This is a genomic window from Nostocoides sp. HKS02, from assembly GCF_009707485.1.
GTDB lineage: Bacteria > Actinomycetota > Actinomycetes > Actinomycetales > Dermatophilaceae > Pedococcus.
In genome coordinates this window covers 1,172,692-1,197,895 of record NZ_CP046121.1, presented here as the reverse complement: position 1 = coordinate 1,197,895, position 25,204 = coordinate 1,172,692, and the positions used below count along the sequence as shown (strand labels likewise).

The following is a 25,204-nucleotide window of genomic DNA, read 5'->3' as shown; positions in this document are numbered from 1 at the left end:
CCGGCGCCGACGACGACGGCGGATCGTCCCGCCAAGCTGAGCCAGTCATCCATCGCGTGCATTCTCCCCGGAGTTCTCGTATTATGAAAGCGACTTTCTCAACAAGATAGTCGGTGGGCGCGTTGGTGTCCACAGAACCGCGCACCAGGGCCGGCTCTAGGCTGGCCGTCACACTGACGCCGGCACGGCGCCGGACAGGAAGGGTCGACACATGTCACCGAGGAAGAGCGCGCAGGACGGTGCCCCGGCCAAGTCCGGCGCCCCCGGGCACACCGGCTCGTCAGAGGCCGCGGTCGCTGACAAGCCGGAGTACCGGGTCGAGGCGCTGGCGAAGGGGTTGCGGCTGCTCACGCTCTTCGACGAGCAGCGACCGACCTGGCGGGTCACCGACCTGGCCGCCGAGGCGGGGCTGCCCATGCCCACCGTCTACCGCGTGGTCATGACGCTGACCGCCGAGGGCTACCTCGACCACCTGCCGAACGGCGACTACCGCCCGGGCGTGCGCACGCTCACGCTGGGCACGGCCGCCCTGCGCAGCCTGGACCTCGTCGGGCTGGCCACGCCGAAGCTCCAGCGGCTCGGTGAGGCCACCGGCGAGACCGTCAACCTCGCGGTCCTCACCGGCGACCGGGTGCTCTACCTCGTGCGGCTGCGCAACCGGGACCTCGTGACCGCCAACATCCAGGTCGGCTCGACGCTGCCTGCCGTGACGACGTCCATCGGCAAGCTCCTGCTGGCCCACCTCGACGAGGACGACCTGCGGTCCCGCATCACCCCGGAGTCGTTCGAGACACAGCACGGTCCGAACGCCAAGCGGTCGCTCGCGCAGCTGCGCGACGAGCTGCGCGCCATCCGGTCCCAGGGCTGGGCCGTGCAGGACGAGGAGCTCGCCTACGGCCTGCGCTCGGTGGCTGCCCCCGTCCTCGGGTCCGAGGGCAAGGTCGTCGCGGGGGTGAACCTTGCGGTGCAGGCGCGCGACTGGTCGACCGAGCGGCTCGTCGACGAGCTCAAGCCGGCGCTCCTCGCGACCTGCGGCGAGATCAGCACGCTGGTGTCCTCCGGCGTCGTCGCGTGACCTCGTCGCATGACCCACGTCGCATGACCCACGTCGCATGACCCACGTCGCCCGGATCGCCCGGCTCCACCCCCAGGACCTCGACGACGACCAGCGCGCCGTCTATGACGCGATCGCCGGTGGGCGCCGCGCCCAGGGGCCGCAGCTGTTCGCGCTCACCGACTCCGACGGCGGGCTCGAGGGCCCGTTCAACGCCTTCCTCCTGCAGCCCCGGCTCGGCGGAGCGCTCCAGGCCGTCGGGTCGGCCATCCGCTACGACACGGCCCTGACCGACCGCGCCCGTGAGGTCGCGATCCTCGTCGTCGCGGTGCGCTGGTCGTCCGCCTTCGAATGGCAGGCCCACGAGGCGGTCGGTCGCCACGTCGGTCTCTCGCAGCAGGAGCTCGACGGCATCCGCTCCGGTGAGTATGCCGCGCTGCCGGCGGACGAGCGGGCCCTCGCGGAGGCGGCGGCACGCCTGGCGGGGGACGGGGACCTCGACGACGCGGCATACGCGCAGCTGGTGGACCTGGTCGGCGAGGCCGGGGTGTTCGAGCTGACCACCTTGGTGGGCTACTACGCGACGCTCGCTCTGCAGCTGCGGGTCTTCCGGGTTTGACAGCGGCCAGAGTCCCGTTCAGAATGTGAAAGTCACTTTCAATGAATGAAAGTTGCGGAACTCAACGCGGAGGGTAGCCCCATGAAGCTCGTGACGTTCGACGAGGGCCGGGTCGGTCATGTCGACGGGGATTCGGTCGTCGTCCTGGACTGCGCGTCGACGCGCGAGTACTTCGAGCGAGGCGGCGACGTGGCCGAGACCGGCGAGCGCCTGGCCCTCGCCGAGGTCACCCTCCGGGCGCCGATCGTGCCCAAGAAGTTCTTCCACACGGCGGGCAACTTCTCCGACCACCACGAGGAGCTCCAGGCCGTCAACTGGTCGCACCCCGTGCACAAGGGCATCGTGTTCTTCCAGAACGTCGACGCGATCATCGGCCCGGACGAGGCGATCGTCTATCCCGAGGGGCTGACCAAGGAGCTCGACTACGAGCTCGAGCTGGCCGTGGTCATCGGCAAGAGCGGCAAGTTCTTCGGGCCCGAGGAGGCCGAGGACTACATCGCGGGGTACCTGGTCTTCAACGACATCACGGCCCGCGACATCCAGCGGCGCGAGATGCAGTCAGGCGTGTTCTCGTTCTCCAAGGCCATCGACACCTTCTGCCCGATCGGGCCGTGGATCGTCACCAAGGACGAGATCGCCGACCCGCAGGCGATGCGGATGGAGCTGCGGGTCAACGGCGACGTGCGGCAGAAGGGCAACACCTCGCAGATGCTCATCTCGATCCCGCACCTGGTGGCGCACCACTCGGCCCAGGGCTACAGCGCCGGCGACATCATCACGACGGGGACCATCTCGGGCGTGGCCGCCATCCAGCCCGACCCGTTCGAGTTCTACCTCAACCCCGGCGACCGCATCGAGGCCGAGATCGAGGGCATCGGCATCCTGCGCAACCACGTCGTCGCCTGGCGCGATGCGCACGACACCGAGCCGTACACGACGGACCTCTACTCCTCGGCCACGGACTGACCGTGCGGTTCGGCACGGTCGAGGGCCGCTTCGTCCTCGTCGACGGCGACCGCGCCCTGGACGTTGCGACGGCATCGGGTGGCGAGATCCCTTCTGATGCCCTTGCGGCCCTGGCCCAGTGGGACGCCGTGCGGGAGTGGGCGAAGCGGGCCGACTGGGCGCTGGCCCGCGACGTGCGGCCCGAGGAGCTCGGCGCGCCGGTCCCGATGCCGCGGCAGGTCTTCGCCGTGGCCCTCAACTACCGCCCGCACGCCGCCGAAGCGGGGTACGTGCCGCCCGAGGAGCCACTCGTCTTCACGAAGTTCCCCAGCTGCATCACCGGGCCGGTCGGCACCGTCGCCCTGCCGCCCGGTCACGTCGACTGGGAGATCGAGGTCGTCGCGGTGATCGGCCGGGGCGGGTACCGGATCGACCGGTCGCAGGCCTGGGACGCTGTCGCCGGCCTCACCGTCGGCCAGGACCTCTCCGAGCGGGTGTACCAGCTCCAGGGCACCCCGCCGCAGTTCTCCCTGGCCAAGTCGCACCCGGGCTTCGGACCGGTGGGTCCGGTGGCGGTGACGCCGGACGAGCTCCCCGACCGCGACGACCTGGCGTTCGAGGCGACGCTCGACGGCGAGGTCGTCCAGCACGGCCGCACCAGCGAGATGATCTTCCCCGTCGACGACCTCGTCGCGCGCCTCTCGGCGATCTGCCCCTTGCTGCCGGGCGACCTCATCTTCACCGGGACACCGGCCGGCGTGGGCAACCGCCGCACCCCGCCGCGGTTCCTGCGGGCCGGCGAGGTCCTCGTCAGCAGGGTCGAGGGGATCGGCGAGCTGCGGCAGACGTTCGTCGCCCCGACGAACGGTCGGTGACGCGCCTAGCCTTGACAGGGCGCGACGCGCCATCCAGAATTCTGAAAACGATTTTCACGATGTGATAATGAGGTCACGCCATGACGCGCACAGTGTTCACCGGTGGTCAGGTCTTCGACGGGACGGGATCAGCGGCCTTCCCCGGCGACGTGGTGCTCGAGGGTGACCGCATCGTCGAGGTCCGCGTCGGCCGCCACGAGGTGCCCGACGGTGCCGTCGCCGTCGACGTGACCGGTCACACCGTCATGCCCGGCCTGATCGAGTCCCACGCCCACCTCACCTTTCCCTCGGCCGTCGGCCACATCGACCCGCGGTTCAACCCACCAGTCGACGTCTCGTTCTTCCGGCACATCGAGGGCTTCGAGTCCGAGCTCGCCCGCACCGAGCGCAACGCGGCGATCCTGCTCGACGCAGGGTTCACCTCGGCATACTCCGCGGGTTCCCTGCTGCCCATGCCCGTCGAGCCGGTGGTTCGCGACAAGATCCGCGCCGGGGTGATCCCGGGTCCGCGGCTGCTGGCGGCGGCGGCCGAGCGCGACAACCACCCGCAGCGCCCGGACGGGCATTTCGAGGCCGACTGGCAGGGCCCCGAGGCCTGCGCGACCTGGGTTCGCGAGCACGCGGCGCAGGGGTTCGACAGCGTCAAGTTCCTCGTCAGCAACGACGACGTGTTCGTCCCTGGCGGCAGCCACATGACGCAGTACACCGCCGAGGAGCTGAATGCCGCCGGGCAGGCCGCCCGCGAGACCGGTGTCTGGCTCAACGGCCACTGCCAGTCGCCGGAGTCGGTCAAGCTCGCGGTGAAGGCGGGCTTCCGCTCGATCTACCACTGCACGTATGCCGACGAGGAGGCCCTGGACCTGCTCGAGTCGGTCAAGGACTTCGCGTTCGTCTCGCCCGCGCCCGGCATCATCTACGCCAACGTCTACGAGGGCGAGGAGTTCGGCATCACCAGCGAGGTCGCCCGGACCATGGGCTCGGTGGATGCCCTGGACGGGATGCGCGCGATCTACCCCGAGATCTGCAAGCGCGGCATCCGGGCGCTCATCGGCGGCGACTACGGCTTCCCCAACAACCCCATTGGGCGCAACGCCCGAGACCTCGGACTGTTCGTGCGGGAGCTGGGCTACTCCCCGGTCGAGGCACTCGTCGCCGCCACGCAGTACGGCGGCCAGCTGATGGGCATGGGCGACGAGCTCGGCCTGCTCAAGCCCGGTTACCTCGCCGACTTGCTCGTCGTGGAGGGTGACCCGACCACGGACGTGACGCTCCTCGAGGACGCCGACAACCTGGCCTTCATCGTGCAGGGTGGCGCCTTCCACAAGAGCCCGTCGCCACTGGCCGCGTGACGGGTTCCGAGACCACCGATCCGGGCGCGGGGGTCGTCGTCCACCGCGACGTCGTGTACTCCTCGCCGACGGGGTTCCGACCGCTCTCGCTCGACGTCTACATCCCACCGGCTCCCCGCGCCGTCTGCGTCTACCTGCACGGCGGCGGCTGGCGGGTCGGGTCGCGCCGTCAGGGTCCGGGGTCGCTGTCTCCCACGTCGTGGCGTCGCTTCGCCCGGATGGCGGCACGCGGGCTCGCGGTCGTCTCGGCCGACTACCGGCTCAGCGGTGAGGCGCAGTTCCCGGCACAGCAGGACGACGTGGCCGCGGCCTGCGCCTTCGTCCTGGACCGGCGCGACGAGTTAGCCCTGGGCTCGGGCGGGCTCACCGTCTTCGGGGTCAGCGCAGGCGGACACCTCGCCGCCCTCCATGCGCTGACCTCGGCCGACCGTGCAGCCGTCGCCGCCGTCGCAGCGTGGTACCCCGTCACCGACCTCGAGGCCATGCCTGACGACCTTGCCGCGGTGGGAGGCGAGGTGGATCGCGGCGCTGGCTCGCGCGAGGCGCTGCTCCTCGGCGCTCCCGCTGCGGCGGTGCCCGAGCTGGCCCGCGCGGCGAGCCCGGTCCACCACGCGGCAGCGGGCGCCCCGCCGTTCCTGCTCGTCCACGGTGACGCCGACGTGGCGGTGCCGCTGCACCAGAGCGAGCGGCTCCTCGCGGCGCTGGAGGCCGTCGGCGCCCAGGCAGAGCTCGCCGTCGTGCCGGGGCAGGGGCACCTGTTCCCCGACCTGCCCGACGACGCCCTCGACCTCTGGCTCGACCGGACGGCCGACTTCCTGGTCGACCACGGATCGCGGGCGTAAACCTCCCGACGGGATGCCGTGCTCACCGCGAGATGCTGCGGCCGATGCCCTGCGCCGCAACCTGGAGCGCGGCCAACAGCCGGCTCCGATCGCGCTTCAACGACGGCACCACGACCCCCACCGCCGCCACGACTGCGGCGTCGCTGCGGTCCTCGCCGTGGGCCGACCACACCGGCACGGCGAGCGAGCAGGCGCCGAGGGTCATCTCCTCCACCGTCGTGGCGTAGCCGTCCCTGCGCACCGTCGCCAGCTGCTCGCGGAGCCGGGCCGGCTGCACGATCGTGTACGGCGTCAGCCGGGGTAGCCCGGCCAGGACCTGCTCGACCACCTCCTCGGGCGCGTGGGCGAGCAGCACCTTGCCGACCCCCGTGGCGTGCAGCGGCAGGCGCGAACCCACCCGGCTCACCACGGGCACCGACGCCTTGCCGGACAGGCGCTCGAGGTAGAGCACGTGGCTCCCGTCGCGGATGGCGAGGTGCACGGTGGCCAGGGTCGCCGCGTGGATGTCGGTGAGGAACGGCGAGGCGACCTGGCGCAAGCCGGTCTGCACCGGCGCCAGCAGCCCGATGTCCCACATCCGGCGCCCCACGACGTACTCGCCACCGGCCCGGCGCACCAGCGCGCCACCGGCCACGAGCTCGCGAGCCATCCGGTATGCCGTGGGCACGGGCAGCTGCGCGCGCGTGGCCAGCTCGGTGAGGGTGAGGCGTCGGTGCTGCTCGTCGAAGGCGTACAGCAGGGCCAAGGCTCGCGAGACGACCGTCGCGCCCGCCGTCGAGGTGTTACCCGCCATGGCTCCGTCTTTCACTGAGTGAAAGGCCATCCTCGCGCACTGGGGTCGCATCGCGCCACTATCTGAGGGTGACGACGACGCACGCCGGCCTCGACCCGCAGTCCCGGGTGAGCGAGGAGATCGCGCTGGCCCACCGCGAGGCGCGCCCGGGCGACCCACAGCCGCAGGTGGACTTCCCGGCATACCGCAGCTCGGTCCTGCGCCACCCCACCAAGGCGCTCTGGCGGGTGGATCCCGAGGGCGCCGAGCTCGTGGCCCCGGTCTTCGGGCACTCAGACGTGAGCCCGCTCGAGGCGGACCTCACCATTGCGCGAGGCGGCGACCCGCTGGGCGAGCGGATCGTCGTCACCGGGCGGATCATCGACGGCGACGGGCGGCCGGTCCGCCACCAGCTCGTCGAGGTGTGGCAGGCCAACGCCGCCGGGCGCTACGTGCACCAGCGCGACCAGCACCCGGCCCCCCTCGACCCGCACTTCACCGGGATGGGGCGCTGCCTGACCGACGGTGACGGCGTCTACCGCTTCACGACGATCAAGCCGGGGCCGTACCCGTGGCGCAACCACCACAACGCCTGGCGCCCGGCCCACATCCACTTCTCGCTGTTCGGGCGTGAGTTCACCCAGCGCCTCGTCACGCAGATGTACTTCCCGGGCGACCCGCTGTTCGCGCTCGACCCGATCTACCAGTCCATCACCGACCCCGCCGCGCGCGAGCTGCTGGTCGCGACGTACGACCACGACCTGACGCAGCACGAGTGGGCGACGGGCTACCGCTGGGACGTCGTCCTCACGGGCAGCCATGCGACGCCGGTGGAGCGGGAGGACGACGATGCCTGACCTGGCTGGCGCCCCGAGCCCACGCGCCGCCACTCCTGGACAAACCGTGGGGCCGTTCTTCCACTACGCGCTGCCGTACGACCAGGACCACGAGCTCGTGCCCCCGGCGACCCCGGACGCCATCCGCCTGCACGGGGTCGTCTACGACGGCAGCGGGGCACCCATCCCCGACTCCCTCGTCGAGATCCGCCAAGCCGACCGCAACGGTCAGGTCCCCGCGGTGGAGGGTGCCCTGCGCCGCGACGGGATGGTCTTCGCCGGGTGGGGCCGGTGCGCGACCGACGCGGGCGGCCGCTACGCCTTCACCACCATCGCGCCGGGGCCGAGCGGGCGTGATGGCGCGGCGTTCTTCTCCGTAGTCGTGGTCGCCCGGGGTCTGCTGGACCGGCTGTTCACCCGGGCCTACGTGCCGGGACCGCACCTCCAGGACGACCCGCTGCTCGCTTCGCTGCCAGCCGATCGGCGCGACAGCCTGGTGGCCACCCGAGAGCCCGACGGCGGGCTGCGGTTCGACCTCCATCTCCAGGGTGAGGCCGAGACCGTCTTCCTGACCTTCCCCGGGCACCGGCGATGAGCCCCGCGAACGGGCTGCTCGAGCCCGGGTCCGGCCGGGCGTCGGGTGTCGCCGACGACGCCGCCCTGTTGGCCGCGATGGTGCGCGTCGAGGTCGGGTGGCTGCGCGCGCTGGCCTCCGTCGGCGCGATCAACCCCGACGACGCCGAGATGGCCGCGGCGGCCGTCTCGTCGCTCGACGTCGACCTGGTCCGGCTGCGAGCCGATACCGAAGCTGCCGGCAACCCGGTGGTCCCGCTCGTCCAGCTGCTGCGCGACAGCGTGCGGGAGCCCCGCGTCTCGACCCTGATCCACCGCGGCCTGACCAGCCAGGATGTGCTCGACACCGCGCTCGTCCTGCTCGCCCGCGATGCCCTCACGCGCATCCGGGAGGACCTCGCGGCAGCGGCGCGCGCGTTGGGGCAGCTGGCGCAGACGCATCGCGGCACCGTGATGGCCGGGCGGACGCTCACGCAGTATGCCGTCCCGATCACCTTCGGCCTCAAGGCGTCCCAGTGGCTCTCGGGAGTGCTCGATGCACTCGAGCAGGTCGAGGACGTCCTGGACCGCCTGCCGGTCCAGTGCGGGGGAGCCGGCGGCACGCTCTCCCTCGTTGCCGAGGTCGCGGGCGACCCGGTGGCGGTCGCCCGGGCCTTCGCCGACGAGCTCGCCCTGGTGTGGCCTGGCCTGCCCTGGCACACGACGCGGACGCCGGTCACCCGGCTGGGCGACGCCCTCGTCGGGGCGTGCGACGCGGTCGGCGTCGTGGCCACCGATGTGGCCCTGCTGTCGCGCCCGGAGATCGCGGAGGTCCGTGAGGGCGCGGTGGCCGGCCGTGGCGGTTCGTCGACGATGCCGCACAAGCGCAACCCGGTCCTGAGCGTCCTGGTCCGCAGCGCCGCGCTCCAGGCCCCCCTGCTCGGTGCCCAGCTGCACCTCGCCGCGGGGCAGGCCGTCGACGAGCGCCCCGATGGCGCCTGGCACTCCGAGTGGCCCGCGCTGCGGCGGCTCCTCGAGCTCACCGTGACGGCCACCTCGCAGGCTGCCGAGCTGGCGAGCGGGCTCGAGGTCGATGCCGTCGTCATGCAGGCCCGGGTGGTCGCGGCGGCGGACTCGTTGCTGGCGGAACGTGGTGGCGGTGGCACCCCGCAGGACTACCTCGGCGCGACCGGGCAGTTCGTCGACCACGTCCTCGCCCGGCTCCCGAAGGACGGTCCCCGGCATGGTTGAGGGACAGCTGGCCATCACCCGCCTCGCCGGGTCGCCGACCTGCGCAGAGGTTCTCGTCGTCGGGCCCTCGTTGGGCACGTCGGTCGAGGCCCTCTGGGGGGCCGCTGCGAGCCTGCTGAGCGAGCGGTTCGAGGTATTCGGGTGGGACCTGCCCGGCCACGGCCGAAGCCGGCCCGCCACGGCGCCGTTCAGCGTGGCCGAGCTCGCCGCCGAGGTGCGCCGGATCGGCGCCACGGTCGCGAGCGGTGGGTCCCGCCCGGTCTCGTATGCCGGCGTCTCACTCGCGGGCGCCGTTGGTCTCGAGCTTGCCATCGACCCAGGTCCGTTCGCCGCCGTCGGGTGCTTCGCCTCGGCCGCGAAGATTTCCGAGCCGGACGCCTGGCGCGACCGGGCCGCACTGGTGCGCCGGGCCGGCACACCCGTCATGGTTGCCGGGTCGGCGCAGCGCTGGTTTGCCGCAGGCTTCGTCGACCGCGACCCGGCCACCGCGAACCGGCTCCTGCTCTCGCTCTCCGATGCGGATGCCGAGTCCTACTCACTCGCGTGCGAGGCCTTGGCGGACTTCGACCTCCGGGCGCGCCTCGACCAGGTAGCGGTGCCGCTTGTGGTGGCCCCGGGCGAGCACGACCCGGTGGTGACCGTCGAGCTGGCCACGGCCACCGCCGCGGCCGCGCCCGGTGCCCGGCTGCACGTCATGGCCGGCTGTGCCCACCTGCCGCCGGCCGAGGACCCCTCGGGCACGGCATACCTGCTGCTCCACCACCTCGAGGAGGGCTCCCGTGCCTGACCAGACCGACCGCCCCGACCCGTATGCCGCGGGCCTCGCCGTGCGCCGCGAGGTGCTCGGCGACGAGCACGTCGACCGCGCCCAGGCGACGGCCACGGCCTTCACCGAGGACTTCCAGGAGCTCATCACGCGCTACGCCTGGGGGAGTGTCTGGACCCGGCCCGGGCTGGACCGCCGCATGCGCAGCGTCGCCACGCTGAGCGCCCTCCTCGCGCTGGGTCACTGGGACGAGTTCGCCATGCACGTCAAGGCTGCTCGCACGAACGGCCTGAGCGACGAGGAGATCGGTGAGGTGATCCTGCAGAGCGCCGTCTACTGCGGCGTGCCGGTCGCCAACCATGGGTATGCCGTGGCGCGGGGTGTCTTCGAAGGACTCGACGGCGTTGCCGAGGGTCGGGACTGAGGATGGCGACGATCGTGTCGAGCCCGGCCGAGGCCGTGGCAGGCATCGCGGACGGCGCCACGGTGATGATCGGCGGTTTCGGCCCGGCCGGCCAGCCCGTCGAGCTCGTCGACGCGCTCATCGGGTCGGGCGCCACCGGCCTGACGGTGGTGAACAACAACGCGGGCAACGGCGACGTCGGCCTGGCTGCCCTCATCCGTGCCGGCCGGGTGCGCAAGATGGTCTGCTCGTTCCCCCGTCAGGCGGACTCGTGGCACTTCGACGCGGCGTACCGGGCCGGGGAGCTGGAGCTCGAGCTGGTGCCCCAGGGCAACCTCGCCGAACGAATTCGGGCCGCTGGTGCGGGAATCGGGGCGTTCTACACCCCGACCGGGTACGGCACGCCGCTGGCCGAGGGCAAGGAGGTCCGCGAGATCGCCGGGCGGCACTACATGCTGGAGTACCCCTTGCACGCGGACGTCGCCCTCGTGTCCGCGCACGTCGCCGACACTCTCGGCAACCTCGTGTACCGCAAGACCGCCCGCAACTTCGGCCCGATCATGGCGGCCGCCGCGACGACGACCGTCGTGCAGGTGGGCTCGATCGTGCCGGTCGGCGGGCTGGATCCCGAGCACGTCGTCACCCCGTGCGTCTACGTCGACCGTGTCGTCGAGGTGGCGCGGTGAGCCCGGCGCAGGGACGAGCCGTCCCGGTTCACGCGGGCCTGGACCAGGACTCCCTCGCCGCCTTGGTCGCACGAGACATCCCGCACGGCTCGTTCGTCAACCTCGGGATCGGCTTGCCCACCAAGGTCGGCAACCACCTGAGTCCCGAGGGCGCGGTCATGCTGCACACCGAGAACGGCATGCTGGGCATGGGTCCAGAGGCGCACGGTGACGAGGTGGACGCCGACCTCATCAACGCGGGCAAGGTGCCTGTCACCGAGCTCCCAGGGGCGTCGTACTTCCACCATGCCGACTCGTTCGCGATGATGCGTGGCGGCCACCTCGACGTCTGCGTCCTCGGCGCCTACCAGGTCTCGGCGACCGGCGACCTCGCCAACTGGCACACCGGCAAGCCCGGTGACATCCCCGCTGTCGGGGGCGCCATGGACCTCGCCCTCGGGGCCAAGCAGACGTTCGTCATGATGAACTTGCTCGCTCGCGACGGTGCCCCCAAGCTCGTGCCCGAGTGCACCTACCCGCTCACCGGGGTGTCGTGCGTGAGCCGGGTCTACACCGACCTCGCCGTCTTCCTGATCGCCCCTGAGGGCGTCGTGGTCCGCGAGGTGTTCGGGGTCGAGGTCGCACGCCTTCGCGAGCTGACCGGCATACCGCTCCTTGATGGAACAACGCCTTCGAGCCCGAGATGAGGACGCCATGGCACCGCAGGTGACCACCACCGAGGTGGGCATCGTCGGCGGCGGACCCGCCGGCCTGATGCTCGCGCACTTGCTCGCGTTGCAGGGGATCGACTCGGTCGTCGTGGACCACCGCACCCGGCTCGAGATCGAGAACACGGTCCGCGCCGGCATCCTCGAACGCGACAGCGTCCGGCTCCCTCGTGGACAGCGGGGTCTCGGACCGCGTCCTCACGGCCGGTGACGAGCATGCCGGCATCGAGCTGGCCTTCGGCGGCTCCTCGCACCGCGTCGACTTCCGGGACCTCGTCGGGGCGTCGGTGTGGCTCTACCCGCAGACCTCGGTCTTCACGGACCTCGCGACCGCGCGGGAGAAGGCCGGCGGGGACGTCCGTTTCGGCGTCAGTGACACCGCCGTCGCGGACCTCACCAGCGAGCGGCCCGTGATCCGCTTCACCGACTCCTCCGGCGGGTCGCAGGAGGTCCACTGTCGGTACCTCGTCGGCGCTGACGGATCGCGCAGCCTGACTCGCCACGAGATCCCGGAAAGCCAGCGGCGGCAGTACTTTCGCGAGTACCCGTTCGCCTGGTTCGGGATCCTGTGCCAGGCACCGAAGAGTGCACCCGAGCTGATCTACAACCACTCCGAGCGGGGGTTCGCGCTCATCAGCCAGCGCACCGAGTCGATGCAGCGCATGTACTTCCAGTGCGATCCCGAGGAGGACGTCGACTCGTGGTCCGACGACCGGATCTGGTCCGAGCTCCAGGCCAGGGTCGGCGCCAACGGCCACGCTCTGGTCGAGGGGCCGATCACCGACAAGGCGGTGCTCCGCTTCCGGAGCTTCGTCAACGAGCCGATGCGCTACGGCAACCTGCTGTTGGCCGGGGACGCGGCCCACACGGTGCCGCCGACCGGGGCCAAGGGCCTTAACCTCGCGCTGGCGGACGTGCGGGTGCTGGCCGAGGCCCTCGAGCGCGTCCTGCGCACGGGCGACGACGACGCCCTCGAGGGCTACACGCAGCGGGCCCTGTCCAGGGTGTGGCGGTCGCAGCACTTCTCGTACTGGATGACCACGATGCTGCACCGCCTGCCTGACGCGAGCGACTTCGACATTCGGCGTCAGATCGGTGAGCTCGCCTCCGTGGTCGGCTCGCGGGCCGGGTCCACCTGGCTCGCCGAGGGCTACACCGGCTGGCCCGACCGCTGACGGCTCGGCCGAACGGACGAGGGCCGGATCGACCGTTCGGGCCCGACTCGCCTCGCCACGCGCTCTGGACACCGGTGCGGCATACCCATGACCACCGCCGCGTCGTTGTGGTGCCATGGGGGAACTGTTCGGAGACGAGATCACCGACTACGCGCTCGAGGGTGAGATCGAGCTGCTGGCGGAGGTGATCACCGCAGTGCGCACCTGTCAGGGGCGACTCACTGGCCGAGCACTCGACGAGGCACTCGGGCTCGTGGCAGCGAGCTCACCCGCCGCCGCAGGCTCAGCCAACGATGAGGACGATGAGGGTGCGCGGGCCGTGAACGCCTTCGACGCGGCTCAGCTCGATGTCGCTGGTGGCTGACGGCCCGCTGATGAGGGTGAGTGGCCGGGCGGGGTCGAGCCCGGCCAGCCCCTCGGGCACGGTGTGCACGATGTCGCCCGCGAGCACGATGCACAGATGGGTGTCGGGAACCAGGGTGATGGCGCGTCGTCCGCACAGGGGGCTGCCGTCGAGGGCGATGGTGCCGGTGTCGGCGACCGCGAGGACCGATCCGGTGATGACCGCGGGGATCTGGTCGAGGTCGCGGGCGGTGGCGCTGCCGTCGTCGGTGGTGACGTGGGGCAGGCGGGCAGTCCAGGCGGGTGGCAGCCCCGGGGGCGCGATGGCGTGGTCGACTGTCCGGGAGGTCAGGGCGTCGGCGACGGCATGGCCGACCATGGCCTCGCTGTCGACCCGGATGACGGTCGCCCGGTAGTCCTGCAGGCGCTCGGTGAGCTGGGTGACCAGCTCGGGTGAGCCGGGGGCGAAGGCACCGGTGGTGCGGTAGTCGCGGGGCACCGGCGCGGCGGGGGCGCCATCGCCGAGAGCGCTGCGGATCCGGGCCAGGACCTCCGCACGGGCGGTGTCGGGGGCGCTCACTGCGGCGCCTTGCGGGTGCGGTCCCACCAGTCGCGGAAGGTCTCCGTGGGCAGGGCAGGTGCGTCCCGAGAGGCGGTCCACCCGTTCAGGGGCGGCGGCAGCGGCAGGACTGGTTTGCCGTCGCGTATGCCGTGTCGTGCCCAGCCCGCAGCCCGGCCCGCCTTCGCGAAGCGCCCGTCGTCGGCCATCACCCACGCGGCAGCCTTCATCGCGGCGGCTTCCGGGCTGGGCAGCCGATGGGTGTCGGCGTGGGCCTCGGTGTGTTCGGCGCGCAGCTGGACGAGGATGTCGGGGATGTTGATCTTCACGGGGCAGACGTCGTAGCAGGCGCCGCAGAGGCTGGAGGCGTAGGGCAGCGAGTCGTTGGGGTCGTCGCCCCCGGTCAGGCCGGTCAGCAGAGGCGTGAGGATCGCGCCGATCGGGCCGGGGTAGACCGAGCCGTACGCATGGCCGCCGGTGCGTTCGTAGACAGGGCAGACGTTCAGGCAGGCCGAGCAGCGGATGCAGTGCAGGGCGGTCCGGCCGAGCTCGTCGGCCAGGGCGCGGGTGCGGCCGTTGTCGAGCAGCACCAGGTGGAACTCTTGCGGCCCGTCGCCTGGGACCACGCCGGTCCACGTGGAGGTGTAGGGGTTCATCCGCTCGCCTGTGGAGGAGCGAGGGAGTAGCTGGAGGAAGACCTCCAGGTCGCGCCAGGTGGGGATGACCTTCTCGATGCCCATCACCGTGATCAGGACCTCGGGCAGGGTCAGGCACATCCGGCCGTTGCCCTCGGACTCGACCACGGTCAGGGTGCCGGTCTCGGCGACCGCGAAGTTCGCACCCGACACGGCCACACGGGCGCGCAGGAACACCTCGCGCAGATGGGTGCGGGCTGCGGCCGCGAGCGCGGCCGGGTCGTCGGTCAGGGTCGGGTCGACGCCGGGCATCTCCCGCGCGAAGATCTCGCGGATCTCGGCCCGGCCGCGGTGGATCGCCGGCACGAGGATGTGCGACGGCTTGTCGCGCCCGAGCTGGACGATGAGCTCGGCGAGGTCGGTCTCGTGGGGGGTGATGCCGGCGGCGTCGAGCGCCTCGTTGAGCCCGATCTCCTGGGTCGCCATCGACTTGACCTTGACGACCTCGTCGGCGCCGGTGGCCTTGACCAGGTCGACCACGATCGCGTTCGCCTCCGCGGCATCGCGGGCCCAGTGCACCACCCCGCCACGGGCTACCACTGCGGCCTCGAGCTGTTCGAGAAGCTCGGGCAGGCAGGCCATCGCGTCGGCCTTGATCGCCGACCCCGCATCACGCAGCGCCTCCCAGTCCGGTACCTCGGCGACGACCTGGGCGCGCTTGCCGCGGATCGTGGAGGTGGCATGCGCCAGGTTGGCCCGCAGCCGGGTGTCCGCGAGCGCGTCGTGTGCCGCGGCGGGGAACGACCGGTCACCGCTCAGCTGACCGACCCCGGTGTCGGCGGCCGGACCACGCACACCGGCGGGACCCGGGGCCCAGCCACGCGGCATACCCAGGAAGGTGCTCACCGGGTGCCGCCCTCGGTCGAGGCGAGGATCTCGGCGAGGTGCACCGGGCGCACCCCGGTCCGCAACCTCGAGAGGCCACCACCGATGTGCATCAGGCACGACGCGTCGCCCGCCGTGACGACCTCGGCCCGCGTGGTGAGCACGGCCGTCATCTTGTCGGCGAGCATGGCCGTGGAGGTCTCGGCGTTCTTGACCGAGAACGTGCCCCCGAACCCGCAGCAGACCTCGGCCGTTGGGAGCTCGACGAGGTCGATGCCGCGAACCTCCCGCAGGAGCCGCAGTGGCGCGTCGCCGACCCCCAGCAACCGCAACGAGTGACACGTGGGGTGGTAGGTCACCCGGTGCGGGAACGACGCCCCCACGTCGGTCACCCCGAGGACCTCCACCAGCAGCTGCGACAGCTCGTACGTCCGCGCCGCCACGGCCTCGGCGCGCACCGCCAGGGCCTCGTCGCCGAACCGGCGCGCCACCGCCGCGTGCTGGTGGCGCACCGAGCCCGCGCAGGACCCCGACGGCGCCACGACGGCCTCGCACCCGGCCGCGAGGGCCGCCTCGAAGACCTCGACGTGGTGCGCGACCAAGCCAAGGGCGTCCCGCTGGTACCCGGTGTTCGTGTGCATCTGGCCGCAACACGTCTGCTCGCCGGGAAACACCACCTCGTGCCCCAACCGCTCGAGCACCGTCACCGTGGCCTTGCCCACGTCGGGGAACACCACGTCACCCAGGCAGGTCACGAACAGCGCGATCTTCACGGACCGGTCCTCGTGACCGCGGTGGACGCCCTGGCCACCAGCTCCGGGGGGAAGACGACGTGCTGGTGCTGGTGGTCGGTTCCGGCTTCGCTCTCCTCTGCCAGGAGCCGTGCGGCAGTCCGGCCGAGGAGCAGCCGGGGCTGGGCGACGGAGGTCAGCGGGACGGCCGCACCGGCGGCGTACTCGATGTCGTCGTACCCCACGATGGCGACGTCCTCCGGGACGCGGACCCCGTGCTGGATGAGGTGCTGGAGCAGCCCCAAGGCGAGCAGGTCGTTGGCACAGAAGACCCCGCTCGGCCTGCGGCGCTTGGGCAGCCCAAGCAGCCGCTCACCCGCCCGGCGCCCGTCAGCGATGGTGAGGGCGTCGGTCTGGATCCAGACGAGGTCCTGTGGGTCCAGCCCCGCATCCACCATGGCGTTGACGGCTCCGGTGTGACGGTCGGCGACCTGCGGGATGTTGCCGGGACCGCCCACCAGGGCGAGCCTGCGGTGGCCGCCCTCGACCAGGTGGCTGATGGCGAGGCTGCCGCCGGTGACGTCGTCGACGCCGACGGTGCACCAGTCCTCGGGGGTGTCCGGTGCGCGGTCGACGAGCACGACCGGCACGCCCTGGTCGCGCAGCCCCTTCAGCCGCGGGTTGGAGTAGTCCATGGCAGTGATGAGGACACCCCGCACGCGAAGCTGGGCGAGCTGCTCGAGGTACTCGTCCTCACGCTCGGCGTCCTGGTCGCTGTTGCAGAGAAAGAGCGACAGTCCGCTGGTGCGCGCCACCTCCTCGATGCCGCGGGCGACGTCGTTGAAGAACGGGTTGGCGGTGTCGAGGACCAGATAGGCGATGGTCCGGCTGCGACCGGCGGCGAGCTGCCTCGCCGAGCCATTGGGGACGAACCCCAGCTCGGCTATGGCGGCCTCGACCCGGGCGCGGGTCGCTGGGCGCACGGCGGCCGGCCGGTTGAGCACGTTGGATACCGTGCCGAGGGAGACCCCGGCCCGCGCCGCCACGTCCTTGATGCTCACCGATGCCATTCGCACTCCGTTCGTCGAGGAAACGTACCGCGTTCGTGGGTGGGGCCGGTCGGCCCCTGGTCGGCGCCCCGCGCGCGTGTCACGACGGGCGGTACCGGCGGACCGCCTGGGTGCGGGCGAGACCGGCCCGGATCTGTTCAAGGGTGGCGGGCGCGGCGCCCACCGCCCGCGCCTGGACGAGCACGTTGCCCAGGGCCGTCGCCTCGACCGGCCCTGCGGTGACCGGCAGTTCTGACAGGTCGGCGGTGAGCTGGCCCAGCAGGGCGTTCTGCGAACCGCCGCCGACGATGTGGATCACGTCGGCGTCCTGCTGGGCCAGCGTGGTCGCCTGCCGGACCGTCCGGGCGTATGCCGTCGCGAGCGAGTCGAGGATGCAGCGCACCGTCTGGGCCGGGGTACTCGGGGGTGCGAGCCCGGCCGAGACGGCTGCTGCGCTGATCCGTGCCGGCATGTCGTCTGGAGGAATGAAGGTTGGGTCGTCGACATCGACGACCGGGCCGCCCGCGGGGAGGGCCTCGGCTTCGCCGAGGAGGTCCGCGGCGGTGAACGGTCGACCTGTCGCCGCCCAGTCGCGCAGCGACTCCTGGAGCAGCCAGAGGCCGCCGACGTTGCGCAGGAAGCGGATCCGTCCGTCGACACCGCCCTCGTGGGTGAAGTTGGCCTGCTGGCTCTCGGCGGTCAGGACCGGCTTGTCGAGCTCGAGCCCCACGAGCGACCAGGTGCCGCTGGAGACGTAGGCGAACCGCGAGCTCGTGGCGGGGACGCCGACCACCGCCGAGGCGGTGTCGTGCGAGCCCACGGTGGTGACGACGGTTCTGGGCGACAGTCCCGTCTGGTCGAGGACCGCGGGCAGGAGGCGACCCCTGATCGTCCCTGGCTGCTCGAGGGGCGGCAGCAGGGCGGGCGGGATCGCGAGGTCGTCCAGGAGCTGCGTGGACCACTGCCCGGTGCGCACGTCGACGAGGCCGGTGGTCGAGGCGTTGGTGGCCTCGGTCGCCAGGGCACCGGTGAGCCAGTACGCGAGGAGGTCGGGGATCAGGACGAGGTGAGCTGCCTTGTCCCACAACGGGGACTCGCGCTCGGCCTCCAGCTGGTACAGGGTGTTGAAGGGCAGGAACTGGAGCCCGTTCACGGCATACAGGGCGTCGCGGCTCACGCGTTCGTGCACGCGGGGCACCGCTGCGTCGCTCCTGGTGTCCCGGTAGGACACCGGCTCGGCGAGCAGCGCACCGTCGCTGTCAAGCAGCCCGTAGTCGACCGCCCAGGTGTCGATGCCGACCGACTCCACCTCCGGGAAGCCCCGCGCGAGGGCGCGCAGCCCGGTCAGCACCTCGGCGAACAGGGCGGTGAGGTCCCAGCGGAGGTGGCCGTCACGGTGCAGTGCGCCATTGGGGAAGCGGTGCACGGTGTGCAGCGTGGTCGCGTCCCGATGGACCACGCCGGCCATGACGCGGCCACCGGAGGCGCCGATGTCGATGGCGCCGAACACCCGTGCTGTCATTGCCCGGTCCGACTATCGCAGGAAGGCCGCGGCAACGCCGGCGTCGACTGGGATGTGCAGCCCGGTGGTGTGGCTGAACTCGTCCGAGGTGATCAGGGCTGCGGCATTGGCCACGTGGTCGGGCAGCACCTCGCGCTTGAGCAGCGTCCGCTGCGCGTAGTAGGCCCCCAGCTCCTCCTCCGGCACGCCGTAGACAGCGGCGCGCTTGGCACCCCACCCGCTGGAGAAGATGCCGCTACCGCGGACCACCCCGTCGGGGTTGATGCCGTTGACCTTGATGCCGTACTCGCCGAGCTCGGCGGCCAGCAGGCGCACCTGGTGGGCCTGGTCGGCCTTCACGGCGCTGTAGGCGATGTTGTTGGGACCGGCGAACACGGAGTTCTTGGAGGAGATGTACACGATGTCGCCGCCGAGCTTCTGGTCGATCATCGCCTTCGCCGCGGCCTTGGCCATGAGGAAGCTGCCCTTGGCCATGACGTCGTGCTGCAGGTCCCAGTCGGCCTCGGTGGTCTCCAGCAGGGGCTTGGAGATCGACAGACCAGCGTTGTTGACCAGCAGGTCGAGTCCGCCGAAGGCGAGCAGGGCCGCGTCCACGGCAGCCTGCACCTGCGCGGCGTCGGTGACGTTGGCCTGCACTCCGACGGCGACATCGGCGGTGCCCAGCTCGGCCGCCGCGTCCTGGGCCTTGGCGAGGTCGAGGTCGGCGATGACGACGCAGGCACCCTCTGCCGCGAGGCGGGTGGCGATCGCCTTGCCGATGCCGGAGGCGGCGCCGGTCACCAGGGCGATCCGGCCGGCGTGGGAGCGGGGCTTGGGCAGGCGGGCCAGCTTGGCCTCCTCGAGCGCCCAGTACTCGATCCGGAACTTCTCGGACTCGTCGATGGGGGAGTACGTCGAGACCGACTCGGCGCCGCGCATGACGTTGATGGCGTTGACGTAGAACTCTCCGGCGACCCGCGCAGTCTGCTTGTCCTTGCCGAAGGAGAACATCCCGACCCCGGGCACGAGCACGATCGCCGGGTCGGCCCCACGGATCGCGGAGGAGTTGGGCGTCGCATGGCGGTCGTAGTAAGCCTGGTAGTCCTCACGGTATGCCGCGTGCCGCTCGCCGAGCCGGGCGACGGTGTCCTCGACGCTGGCGTCCGCGGGGACGTCGACGACCAGGGGCTTGACCTTGGTGCGCAGGAAGTGGTCGGGGCAGGAGGTGCCGAGCTCGGCGAGGTGGGCGAGCTTCTCGTGGGCGAGGAACTCCAGGACCACCTCGGCATCGGTGAAGTGACCGACCATCGGGCGGTCCTTCGAGGCGACGGCGCGGACGTGCGGCGCGAGTGCGGCGGCCTTGGCGCGACGCTCGTCCTGCGACAGCGCGGCAAACGCGGGCACGGGCGCACCAAACGGATCGGCCTTGCCGTGCTCGTCGAGATAGACCTGCGCCGTCTCGATGATCCAGACCGAGTTCGCCTGCGCCTCGTCGCTGGTCGCGCCCCAGGCGGTGACGCCGTGGCCACCGAGGATGGTGCCGATGGCCTGGGGGTTGGCCTTCTTGATCTCGGCGATGTCCAGTCCGAGCTGGAAGCCGGGACGACGCCACGGCACCCACACGACCCGGTCGCCGTAGATCTCCTTGGTCAGGTGCTCGCCATCCTTGGCGGTGGCGATCGCGATGCCGCTGTCCGGGTGCAGGTGGTCGACGTGGGGCGCGTCGACCAGGCCGTGCATGGCGGTGTCGATCGAGGGCGCCGCGCCACCCTTGCCGTGCAGGCAGAAGTCGAACGCCGCGACCATCTCGTCCTCACGGTCGACGCCGGGATAGACGTCCACCAGGGCGCGCACCCGGTCGAGCCGCAGCACCGCGAGGCCGGACTCCGTGAGGGTGCCGAGGTCGCCGCCCGAGCCCTTGACCCAGAGCAGGTCGACCTGCTCGCCGGTGACGGGGTCGGTCTCGGTGCCCTTGGCGGAGGTGTTGCCGCCGGCATAGTTGGTGTTCTTGGGATCGGCACCCAGCTGGTTGGACCGGGCGATCAGGTCTGCGACGACGGTGTTCATGGCTTCCTTCGTGGTCATGGGTTGTCAGACGGGTGGTCAGGCGCCCCAGCCGGCCTGGGTCCCGCCCACACGGTCGGCGGCGATCTGGGACTGGTAGCCGCTGGCGGCATACGCCTGCATGGGGTCGGCTGGAAGGCCGCGGCCGGCCCGCCAGTCGGCGAGGTCTGCGCGCACGTCGGTGTAGAAGGCGTCCATGAGGATGCCGTTGCCCGCGAGGACGTCCCCGGCCCGCTCGGCCTCGAGCAACGCGGTCCGGTCCACGAGGAGCGCGCGAGCGGTCATCTCCTGCACGTTGAGCACGGAGCGGATCTGGCCCGGGATCTTGTCCTCGACGTTGTGGCACTGGTCGAGCATGAAGGCGACCTCGCTGCCAGGTCCGTACCCGCCTCCGCGCACCACCTCGTGGAGGATCCGGAAGAGCTGGAACGGGTCGGCCGCGCCGACGATGAGGTCGTCGTCGGCGTAGAAGCGGGAGTTGAAGTCGAAGGCGCCGAGGCGACCCAGGCGCAGCAGCTGCATGACGATGAACTCGATGTTGGTCCCCGGGGCGTGGTGACCGGTGTCCAGGCACACCATGGCCCGCTCGCCGAGCGCCAGGCACTGGACGAGCGAGGTGCCCCAGTCGGGGACGTCGGTGGCGTAGAAGGCCGGCTCGAAGAACTTGTACTCCAGTACCAGCCGCTGGTGCTCGCCGAGGCGGGCGTACACCTGCTGGAGGCTGTCGGCCAGGCGGTCCTGGCGGTCGCGCAGGTCACCCTGCCCCGGGTAGTTCGTGCCGTCCGGCAGCCAGATCTTGAGGTCCCGGCTGCCGGTCTGGTCCATGATGTCGATGCACTCGAGCTGGTGCGCGATGGCCTTGGCCCGGATCCGCTCGTCGACGTGGGTCAGGCTGCCGAACTTGTAGTCGTCGTCCTGGAACGTGTTGGAGTTGATGGTCCCGAGCCGCACCCCGAGGTCCTGGGCGTGCCGGCTCAGCTTGTCGTAGTCGTCGACCCGGTCCCACGGGATGTGCAGGGCGACGGAGGGGGCCAGGCCGGTGAGGCGGTGGACCGTCGCGGCATCGGCGAGCTTCTCCTCCACGGTGCGGGGAGTCCCCGGCGTCGTGAAGACCTTGAAGCGTGTGCCCGAGTTGCCGAACGCCCAGGACGGCAGCTCGATGGCCTGGTGGGCGAGCCGCTCCGCGATGTCGCCGAAAGTCGTCATGGTGATCCTGTCATGTGAGTGGTGGCCGCACCCGGAGCAATGAAGCGCTTCATCTGCGAGGTTCCGAGTAAAGCGCAGGCGATCGGTCAGGTCAACCCCTCCTCGCCGACAACTCGTCGGCTGCATGGAAATTGTCGAGCACGATTCCCAAAGAGTCTCTGCGGAACTGTTGACACTGACAGATCGGGACCCTACCTTGAAGCGACCGAATGAAGCGATTCAAAATCGGTGAAGACATCGCGGACACGCGCCCCAACGCTGTGGAGGTACCAATGAAGACTTTTCGCCCCAGGTTCGCGATCGCCATGGTCGCGGCCTCAGCCCTTGTCCCGCTCGCTGCCTGCTCGAGTTCGTCGGGCTCCGGTTCAGGCGGCGGCAGCGGGAAGACCGAGATCACGCTGCTGACAGACAGCGCCGACACCACGGTCAAGCCGGCGGCCGCCGAGATCGCGGCGTTCGAGAAGGCCAACCCGACCATCACGGTCAAGACCGAGACCCGTCCCGGCGGCTCCGACGGTGACAACATCGTCAAGACCAAGCTGTCGACCGGCGACATGGCGGATGTCTTCTGGTACAACTCCGGCTCGCTGCTCGCGGCGCTCAGCCCGGCCAAGACGCTGGTGGACCTCACCAACGACCCGGCCCTGGCCAACACCGACCCGTCGTTCCTGCCGGCAGTGACCCAGAACGGCAAGGTCTACGGCGCTCCCTGGGGCACGGCCATGGGTGGCGGCATCCTCTACAACAAGGACGTCTACGCCAAGCTGAACCTGCAGGTCCCGAAGACCTGGGCCGAGTTCGAGTCGAACAGCGACAAGATCAAGGCCTCGGGCATCACCGCGGTCCTGGGGAGCTTCAAGGACACCTGGACCTCACAGCTGTTCGTGCTCGGCGACTACCACAACGTCGCCGCCGCCAACCCGAGCTTCGCCACGGACTACACCGCCAACAAGGTCAAGTACGCCACCGACCAGGCTGCGGAGAAGGGCTTCGAGAAGACTGCCGAGGCCAAGCAGAAGGGCTGGCTCAATGCCAGCGCCGGATCCACCACCTTCGCCCAGGGCATCAAGCTCCTCGCCTCGGGCAGGGCGGCGCAGTACCCGCTCCTCACCTTCCCGGTGGGCACCCTCCCGCCTGCGCAGGCAGCCAAGATCGGCTTCTTCGGGATCCCCGGTGACGACGCCAGCACCAACGGCGCCACCCTGTGGGAGCCGGGCGGCCAGTACATCCCCAAGACGACGACCGGCGCCAAGCTCGACGCGGCCAAGAAGTTCATCGCGTTCGTCGCGTCGCCCGCCGGCTCCGACGCCTACACCTCGGCGGCGCCGCCCACCGGTCCCTACCTGGTCAAGGGCTACAGCCTGCCAGCCAGCGCGCCCCCGGTCGCCAAGGACCTCGAGGCCTACATCACCGCGAAGGCCACGACCCCGGCCCTGGAGTTCCTGTCCCCGGTCAAGGGCCCGTCGCTGGAGCAGATCACCGTCGCCGTCGCCACCGGTCAGACCTCGGCCAAGGATGGCGCTGCGCAGTATGACGCGGACGTGACCAAGCAGGCCAAGCAGCTAGGACTGCCGGGATGGTAATCCGGTCCCGGCCTGAAGAGGCCACCCCGGTCGGTCCCCGCGGCAACGCGGGGGCCGGGCGGTCCACCCGGAGGCCGGGCAGGACCAGGAGCGATGCGCAGAACCTCCGGGCCCGCACGTACTCGTACTGGTTCTACGCACCAGCAGGTCTCGTCTACGGCCTCATCTTCGTGGTGCCGACGGTCATCGCGTTCTACTACTCCCTCACCCGGTGGACGCTGTTCGACTCGCAGTTCATCGGTCTGGACAACTTCCGCCAGTTCTTCTCCGAGCAGTCGCTGGTCAGCGGTCTGAAGAACACGCTGATCTACGCGGTGGTCACCAGCGGCCTCAAGGTCGTGCTGGGCATGGTGTTCGCGGTTCTCCTCACCGGCCCCATCCGCTCCCGGGGATTCCTGCGTTCGGTGGTCTTCTTCCCGGTCCTGGTCAGCACCGTGGCTGTCGGTATCACCTTCAGCATGCTGCTCCAGCCGGACACCGGTCTGGTGGCCGTCGTCCTGAGCAAGGTCGGGATCACCTCCCCGGACTGGCTGGGCAACCCCAGCACCGCGCTGCTCTCGGTCGCCCTCGTCGACGTCTGGAAGGGCGTCGGCCTGGCCACCCTCATCTACATCGCCGGCATCCTGGCGATCCCCAAGGACTACTACGAGGCCGTCGATGTCGACGGTGGTGGGGCCTGGACGAAGTTCCGGAACGTCACCCTTCCCCTGGCGCGCCCGGCGACCTTCACGGTCATCCTGCTCTCGCTGATCGGTGGCCTGCGCTCGTTCGACCTCATTTGGACCATGACTGGGGGAGGCCCCGGGTTCAGCAGCGACGTCATCGCCTCGGTCATCTACAAGCAGTACCAAGCGGGGTTCTTCGGCCTCGCCACTGCGGGGAACGTGGTCCTGTTCGTCCTGGTGTCACTCATCGTCTTCCCGCTCTTCCGCTACTTCAACTCCCGCGAGGTCGAGTCATGAGATCCCTGCGCCGAACCTCGCTCGAGGTCGTGGCGATCCTGGTCGCCCTGGTCGTCTTCGTCGTCCCGTTCCTGTTCATGTTCCTCACCGCGTCCAAGGACGAGAACGAGTCCTCGGACCTCAGCTTCTCGCTGCCGACCCACTGGCGGATCCTCGACAACATCAAGGATGTGTTCACGGCCCGCGACGGGATCCTGCTGGTGGCGTTCAAGAACAGCACCATCCTCACCGTTGCCTCGGTCACGATCATCGTGGTCCTGTGCTCGATGGTGGGCTACGTCATCCAGCGCAGGCCGGGCCGGGTGGCGAACATCGCCAACGTCCTCGTCGTCTCCGGCCTGATCATCCCCCCAGCCGTCGTCCCCACCATCTGGGTGCTCCAGCAGCTGCACATCTTCAAGACCCTGCCGGGGTTGATCCTGGTCGAGGTCGCGTTCCAGATGGCCTTCGCCGTACTGCTGTTCCGGGCGTTCGTGGCGGCCATCCCGCGTGAGCTCGACGAGGCCGCGATGATCGACGGCTGCACCGGGCTGTCGCTGTTCTTCCGGGTGATCTTCCCGCTGCTGCGCCCGGTGACGATCACGGTGATCCTGACGACCTCGGTCTTCATCTTCAGCGACTTCGTCAACCCGCTGTACTTCCTGCCGGGTGACGAGAACGCCACGGTCCAGCTCACCTTGTTCAACTTCCTGAGCCAGTTCAGCACGCAGTACAACCTGCTCTTCATGAACATCGTGCTCGTGACGATCCCACCGCTGGTCCTGTTCATCTTCTTCAACCGCAAGATCGTCGCCGGCATGACGTCCGGCGCGGTCAAGGGCTGAACCACTCCGACCATCCCGCGCACGACCGAAA

Annotated in this window: 24 protein-coding genes and 1 pseudogene; 17 read left to right on the top strand and 8 right to left on the bottom strand. The window is 70.6% G+C overall.

Translation table 11 applies throughout. The annotated features are described in order from the left end of the window. The first annotated feature begins 211 nt into the window (after positions 1 to 211). The 6 genes from GKE56_RS05685 (at position 212) to GKE56_RS05660 (ending at position 5,684) form a co-directional block, all read left to right on the top strand. Positions 212 to 1,075 carry an IclR family transcriptional regulator gene (locus GKE56_RS05685; protein ID WP_154683713.1) on the top strand — a complete coding sequence of 288 codons (864 nt, stop codon included), beginning with the start codon at positions 212 to 214 and terminating at the stop codon, positions 1,073 to 1,075. Between the two features lie 37 nt (positions 1,076 to 1,112). After that, positions 1,113 to 1,673, top strand: a complete 561-nt coding sequence (locus GKE56_RS05680; RefSeq protein ID WP_154683712.1) for a carboxymuconolactone decarboxylase family protein — start codon at positions 1,113 to 1,115, stop codon at positions 1,671 to 1,673. A gap of 81 nt (positions 1,674 to 1,754) precedes the next feature. Beyond that, positions 1,755 to 2,639 carry a fumarylacetoacetate hydrolase family protein gene (locus GKE56_RS05675; RefSeq protein WP_154683711.1) on the top strand — a complete coding sequence of 295 codons (885 nt, stop codon included), beginning with the start codon at positions 1,755 to 1,757 and terminating at the stop codon, positions 2,637 to 2,639. A gap of 2 nt (positions 2,640 to 2,641) precedes the next feature. Further along, positions 2,642 to 3,493, top strand: a complete 852-nt coding sequence (locus GKE56_RS05670) for a fumarylacetoacetate hydrolase family protein (protein ID WP_154683710.1) — start codon at positions 2,642 to 2,644, stop codon at positions 3,491 to 3,493. Positions 3,494 to 3,573: 80 nt separating this feature from the next. Next, a complete protein-coding gene (locus tag GKE56_RS05665; RefSeq protein ID WP_154683709.1) occupies positions 3,574 to 4,842 on the top strand; it encodes an amidohydrolase family protein in 1,269 nt (422 codons plus the stop codon). Next, positions 4,839 to 5,684, top strand: coding sequence for an alpha/beta hydrolase (locus GKE56_RS05660; RefSeq protein ID WP_154683708.1), 846 nt, complete (start codon positions 4,839 to 4,841; stop codon positions 5,682 to 5,684). Before GKE56_RS05665 ends, GKE56_RS05660 begins: the two co-directional genes overlap by 4 nt. Before the next feature lie 22 nt (positions 5,685 to 5,706). On the opposite strand, the gene GKE56_RS05655 is transcribed toward GKE56_RS05660, so the two are convergent. Beyond that, positions 5,707 to 6,477, bottom strand: a complete 771-nt coding sequence (locus GKE56_RS05655; protein WP_154683707.1) for an IclR family transcriptional regulator — start codon at positions 6,475 to 6,477, stop codon at positions 5,707 to 5,709. Between the two features lie 68 nt (positions 6,478 to 6,545). Between GKE56_RS05655 and pcaH the strand changes: the two genes are divergently transcribed. From pcaH to GKE56_RS05615, 8 genes and pseudogenes are all read left to right on the top strand, one after another. Next, a complete protein-coding gene (pcaH, locus tag GKE56_RS05650) occupies positions 6,546 to 7,313 on the top strand; it encodes a protocatechuate 3,4-dioxygenase subunit beta (protein ID WP_195908254.1) in 768 nt (255 codons plus the stop codon). Next, on the top strand, positions 7,306 to 7,887 hold the full coding sequence (gene pcaG, locus GKE56_RS05645; protein WP_154683706.1) for a protocatechuate 3,4-dioxygenase subunit alpha: 582 nt from the start codon (positions 7,306 to 7,308) through the stop codon (positions 7,885 to 7,887). The genes pcaH and pcaG overlap by 8 nt, the downstream gene beginning before the upstream one ends. After that, entirely contained in the window at positions 7,884 to 9,095 is a 1,212-nt protein-coding gene (locus tag GKE56_RS05640; RefSeq protein ID WP_154683705.1) for a lyase family protein, read from the top strand. The genes pcaG and GKE56_RS05640 overlap by 4 nt, the downstream gene beginning before the upstream one ends. Next, positions 9,088 to 9,882, top strand: coding sequence for an alpha/beta fold hydrolase (locus tag GKE56_RS05635; protein WP_154683704.1), 795 nt, complete (start codon positions 9,088 to 9,090; stop codon positions 9,880 to 9,882). Before GKE56_RS05640 ends, GKE56_RS05635 begins: the two co-directional genes overlap by 8 nt. Then, complete coding sequence (gene pcaC / locus GKE56_RS05630; protein WP_154683703.1) at positions 9,875 to 10,285, top strand: 4-carboxymuconolactone decarboxylase; 411 nt, start codon at positions 9,875 to 9,877, stop codon at positions 10,283 to 10,285. The genes GKE56_RS05635 and pcaC overlap by 8 nt, the downstream gene beginning before the upstream one ends. Positions 10,286 to 10,287: 2 nt before the next feature. Further along, entirely contained in the window at positions 10,288 to 10,950 is a 663-nt protein-coding gene (locus GKE56_RS05625) for a 3-oxoacid CoA-transferase subunit A (RefSeq protein ID WP_154683702.1), read from the top strand. Next, positions 10,947 to 11,636 carry a 3-oxoacid CoA-transferase subunit B gene (locus GKE56_RS05620; protein ID WP_154683701.1) on the top strand — a complete coding sequence of 230 codons (690 nt, stop codon included), beginning with the start codon at positions 10,947 to 10,949 and terminating at the stop codon, positions 11,634 to 11,636. Before GKE56_RS05625 ends, GKE56_RS05620 begins: the two co-directional genes overlap by 4 nt. 7 nt (positions 11,637 to 11,643) lie before the next feature. After that, a pseudogene (locus tag GKE56_RS05615) lies at positions 11,644 to 12,832 on the top strand (4-hydroxybenzoate 3-monooxygenase). Positions 12,833 to 13,115: 283 nt separating this feature from the next. On the opposite strand, the gene GKE56_RS05610 reads toward GKE56_RS05615, so the two are convergent. From GKE56_RS05610 to rhaI, 7 genes are all read right to left on the bottom strand, one after another. After that, on the bottom strand, positions 13,116 to 13,754 hold the full coding sequence (locus GKE56_RS05610) for an LUD domain-containing protein (protein ID WP_230209212.1): 639 nt from the start codon (positions 13,752 to 13,754) through the stop codon (positions 13,116 to 13,118). Next, positions 13,751 to 15,256 carry a lactate utilization protein B gene (locus GKE56_RS05605; RefSeq protein ID WP_154685642.1) on the bottom strand — a complete coding sequence of 502 codons (1,506 nt, stop codon included), beginning with the start codon at positions 15,254 to 15,256 and terminating at the stop codon, positions 13,751 to 13,753. The genes GKE56_RS05610 and GKE56_RS05605 overlap by 4 nt, the downstream gene beginning before the upstream one ends. A gap of 14 nt (positions 15,257 to 15,270) precedes the next feature. Next, complete coding sequence (locus GKE56_RS05600) at positions 15,271 to 16,026, bottom strand: (Fe-S)-binding protein (RefSeq protein ID WP_154683700.1); 756 nt, start codon at positions 16,024 to 16,026, stop codon at positions 15,271 to 15,273. After that, positions 16,023 to 17,054 carry a LacI family DNA-binding transcriptional regulator gene (locus tag GKE56_RS05595; RefSeq protein ID WP_154683699.1) on the bottom strand — a complete coding sequence of 344 codons (1,032 nt, stop codon included), beginning with the start codon at positions 17,052 to 17,054 and terminating at the stop codon, positions 16,023 to 16,025. Before GKE56_RS05595 ends, GKE56_RS05600 begins: the two co-directional genes overlap by 4 nt. A gap of 79 nt (positions 17,055 to 17,133) precedes the next feature. Then, complete coding sequence (locus tag GKE56_RS05590; protein ID WP_154683698.1) at positions 17,134 to 18,555, bottom strand: rhamnulokinase family protein; 1,422 nt, start codon at positions 18,553 to 18,555, stop codon at positions 17,134 to 17,136. 12 nt (positions 18,556 to 18,567) lie between these two features. Further along, complete coding sequence (locus GKE56_RS05585; RefSeq protein ID WP_370518463.1) at positions 18,568 to 20,601, bottom strand: bifunctional aldolase/short-chain dehydrogenase; 2,034 nt, start codon at positions 20,599 to 20,601, stop codon at positions 18,568 to 18,570. A gap of 36 nt (positions 20,602 to 20,637) precedes the next feature. Further along, on the bottom strand, positions 20,638 to 21,804 hold the full coding sequence (rhaI, locus tag GKE56_RS05580) for an L-rhamnose isomerase (RefSeq protein ID WP_154683696.1): 1,167 nt from the start codon (positions 21,802 to 21,804) through the stop codon (positions 20,638 to 20,640). A gap of 272 nt (positions 21,805 to 22,076) precedes the next feature. Here rhaI and GKE56_RS05575 point away from each other — a divergent pair, with 272 nt between their 5' ends. From GKE56_RS05575 to GKE56_RS05565, 3 genes are read left to right on the top strand one after another with little or no spacing between them, the layout of a single operon-like run. Further along, positions 22,077 to 23,387, top strand: a complete 1,311-nt coding sequence (locus tag GKE56_RS05575; RefSeq protein WP_154683695.1) for an ABC transporter substrate-binding protein — start codon at positions 22,077 to 22,079, stop codon at positions 23,385 to 23,387. After that, positions 23,381 to 24,349 (top strand): carbohydrate ABC transporter permease, encoded by a 969-nt coding sequence (locus tag GKE56_RS05570; RefSeq protein ID WP_154683694.1) that lies wholly within the window; start codon positions 23,381 to 23,383, stop codon positions 24,347 to 24,349. Before GKE56_RS05575 ends, GKE56_RS05570 begins: the two co-directional genes overlap by 7 nt. Next, positions 24,346 to 25,173 (top strand): carbohydrate ABC transporter permease, encoded by an 828-nt coding sequence (locus tag GKE56_RS05565; RefSeq protein WP_154683693.1) that lies wholly within the window; start codon positions 24,346 to 24,348, stop codon positions 25,171 to 25,173. Before GKE56_RS05570 ends, GKE56_RS05565 begins: the two co-directional genes overlap by 4 nt. The last annotated feature ends 31 nt before the right edge of the window (positions 25,174 to 25,204 follow it).

Bases quoted from the DNA above. Each gene is read 5' to 3' on its own strand.
- GKE56_RS05570 (WP_154683694.1), top strand. From the start codon at position 23,381: ATGGTAATCCGGTCCCGGCCTGAAGAGGCCACCCCGGTCGGTCCCCGC.
- GKE56_RS05595 (WP_154683699.1), bottom strand. From the start codon at position 17,054: ATGGCATCGGTGAGCATCAAGGACGTGGCGGCGCGGGCCGGGGTCTCC.
- GKE56_RS05665 (WP_154683709.1), top strand. From the start codon at position 3,574: ATGACGCGCACAGTGTTCACCGGTGGTCAGGTCTTCGACGGGACGGGA.
- GKE56_RS05635 (WP_154683704.1), top strand. From the start codon at position 9,088: ATGGTTGAGGGACAGCTGGCCATCACCCGCCTCGCCGGGTCGCCGACC.
- GKE56_RS05605 (WP_154685642.1), bottom strand. From the start codon at position 15,256: ATGCCGCGTGGCTGGGCCCCGGGTCCCGCCGGTGTGCGTGGTCCGGCC.
- GKE56_RS05585 (WP_370518463.1), bottom strand. From the start codon at position 20,601: ATGAACACCGTCGTCGCAGACCTGATCGCCCGGTCCAACCAGCTGGGT.
- GKE56_RS05655 (WP_154683707.1), bottom strand. From the start codon at position 6,477: ATGGCGGGTAACACCTCGACGGCGGGCGCGACGGTCGTCTCGCGAGCC.
- pcaG (WP_154683706.1), top strand. From the start codon at position 7,306: ATGCCTGACCTGGCTGGCGCCCCGAGCCCACGCGCCGCCACTCCTGGA.
- GKE56_RS05575 (WP_154683695.1), top strand. From the start codon at position 22,077: ATGAAGACTTTTCGCCCCAGGTTCGCGATCGCCATGGTCGCGGCCTCA.
- GKE56_RS05685 (WP_154683713.1), top strand. From the start codon at position 212: ATGTCACCGAGGAAGAGCGCGCAGGACGGTGCCCCGGCCAAGTCCGGC.
- rhaI (WP_154683696.1), bottom strand. From the start codon at position 21,804: ATGACGACTTTCGGCGACATCGCGGAGCGGCTCGCCCACCAGGCCATC.
- GKE56_RS05625 (WP_154683702.1), top strand. From the start codon at position 10,288: ATGGCGACGATCGTGTCGAGCCCGGCCGAGGCCGTGGCAGGCATCGCG.
- GKE56_RS05640 (WP_154683705.1), top strand. From the start codon at position 7,884: ATGAGCCCCGCGAACGGGCTGCTCGAGCCCGGGTCCGGCCGGGCGTCG.
- GKE56_RS05565 (WP_154683693.1), top strand. From the start codon at position 24,346: ATGAGATCCCTGCGCCGAACCTCGCTCGAGGTCGTGGCGATCCTGGTC.
- GKE56_RS05680 (WP_154683712.1), top strand. From the start codon at position 1,113: ATGACCCACGTCGCCCGGATCGCCCGGCTCCACCCCCAGGACCTCGAC.
- GKE56_RS05675 (WP_154683711.1), top strand. From the start codon at position 1,755: ATGAAGCTCGTGACGTTCGACGAGGGCCGGGTCGGTCATGTCGACGGG.
- GKE56_RS05590 (WP_154683698.1), bottom strand. From the start codon at position 18,555: ATGACAGCACGGGTGTTCGGCGCCATCGACATCGGCGCCTCCGGTGGC.